Origin of the sequence: Pseudonocardia sp. D17, from assembly GCF_036984265.1 — a bacterium.
In the GTDB taxonomy this organism is placed as follows: domain Bacteria; phylum Actinomycetota; class Actinomycetes; order Mycobacteriales; family Pseudonocardiaceae; genus Pseudonocardia; species Pseudonocardia benzenivorans.
On sequence record NZ_BPRG01000167.1, the window covers coordinates 1 to 1,641 of the forward strand.

General features: G+C 71.3%; 1 protein-coding gene. It reads left to right on the forward strand.

Annotated features, from left to right (window positions below):
* Positions 1-120: 120 nt before the first annotated feature.
* Entirely contained in the window at positions 121-1,497 is a 1,377-nt protein-coding gene (locus tag PSD17_RS23630) for an IS1380 family transposase (protein ID WP_445261036.1), read from the forward strand.
* Positions 1,498-1,641: the final 144 nt, after the last annotated feature.

Sequence of the window (1,641 nt, forward strand, 5' to 3'; positions counted from 1 at the left end):
CCCTGATCCACCGGTGTGGGTCGGTGGGTGAGCGTGGCGTAGAACGAGAATGCCCTCCTGAGCAGGGAGGATCGGGATTGCGACGTCTCGATCAGCCTGTCCAGGAGGGACACCTCGTAAGTGAAACCTTCTCACACGATTCGACCGGTCTTCGATGAGTCCAATCTGGTGTCGGCGGCGGGTCTGGTCCCGGCGTTGCGGCTGGCGGAGTCCGCGGGTTTGTACGGCCTGCTCGAGGGGTTGACGGTGCCCTCGCCCAACGCGGGGGTCAAGACGGCGGGCGTGGTCGGCGGGATGCTCGCCGGTGCGGACTGCATCGATGACCTGGACCTGCTGCGTCATGGCGGGATGGGCCGGGTCTTCGCCGGGGTCCGGGCGCCCTCGACGCTGGGCACGTTCCTGCGATCGTTCACCCACGGTCACGTCCAGCAGCTCGACAAGATCAGCGGCGCGCTGCTGGCAGGGCTCGCTCGGAAGGTTCCCGCCCTGGTGAGCGGCGGCGCGAGGGCGCAGGACATCGCGTTCGTCGATGTCGATGACACGATCCGGGAGGTTCACGGGTACGCCAAGCAGGCCGCGGCGTACGGCTACTCCGGGGTGCGTGGCCTGAACGTCCAGCTCGCCACCGTCTCCACGGAGGTGGCGGCGCCGGTGATCGTCCGGGCCCGGCTACGGCGCGGGAACGTCGCCTCGCACACCGGTGCCGGCCAGCTCCTCGCCCAGGCCCTGGGGACCGCCCGGACCGCGGGCGTGGCCGGACCGGTGCTGTGCCGGGCGGACTCGGCGTACTACGGCCACGCCTTCGTCGCCACCGCCCTGCGCCACGGCGCCTGGTTCTCGGTGACGGTGCGGATGAACCCCCAGGCCAAGGCCGCCATCGCGGGCATCGGCGAGGACGCCTGGACCCCGATCAAGTACCCCCATGCGGTCTGGGATGAGGCCGAGCAGCGGTGGGTCTCCGACGCCGAGGTCGCCGAGGTCCCCTTCGTCGCGTTCACCCGTCGCCGCAAGGCCGAGCGCGTGACCTGCCGGCTGATCGTGCGCCGCGTCCGACGGCTCCAGCCCCTGGCCAGTGACGGCAGCGAGCAGGGCGAGCTGTTCGCGACCTACCGCCACCACGCGTTCATCACCAACTCCGACCTGGACACCATTCAGGCCGACCAGCGCCACCGCGGGCACGCGGTCATCGAGCAGGTCATCGCCGAGCTCAAGGACGGGCCCCTGGCGCACCTGCCGTCGGGGAAGTACGCGGCGAACGCGGCGTGGGTGGCGATGGCGACGATCGCGTTCAACATCGCCCGAGCCGCCGCCGTCGCCGCGAACATGGCCACGGCCCGGTGGGCCACCCTGCGCCGCCGGATCATCAACGTCCCCGCCCGGATCGCCTCCACCGGCCGCCGGCTCATCCTGCACCTGCCCGCCCACTGGGCCTGGGCACAGGCCTGGACCGCGCTCCACACCGCCGCCACCGGACCACCACCGGCCACCGCGACCTGACCACCCAGCCCCCACGGGCACGAACCGAGGAACCCGACGTGGAAGAGCCGGCACAAACCGGCAGCCCCACCACGCCCAAAGACCCGCGATCCCGAGCACGCCACCAGATCAGCGACCACCCCACCACGTCGGTGGATCAGGGCT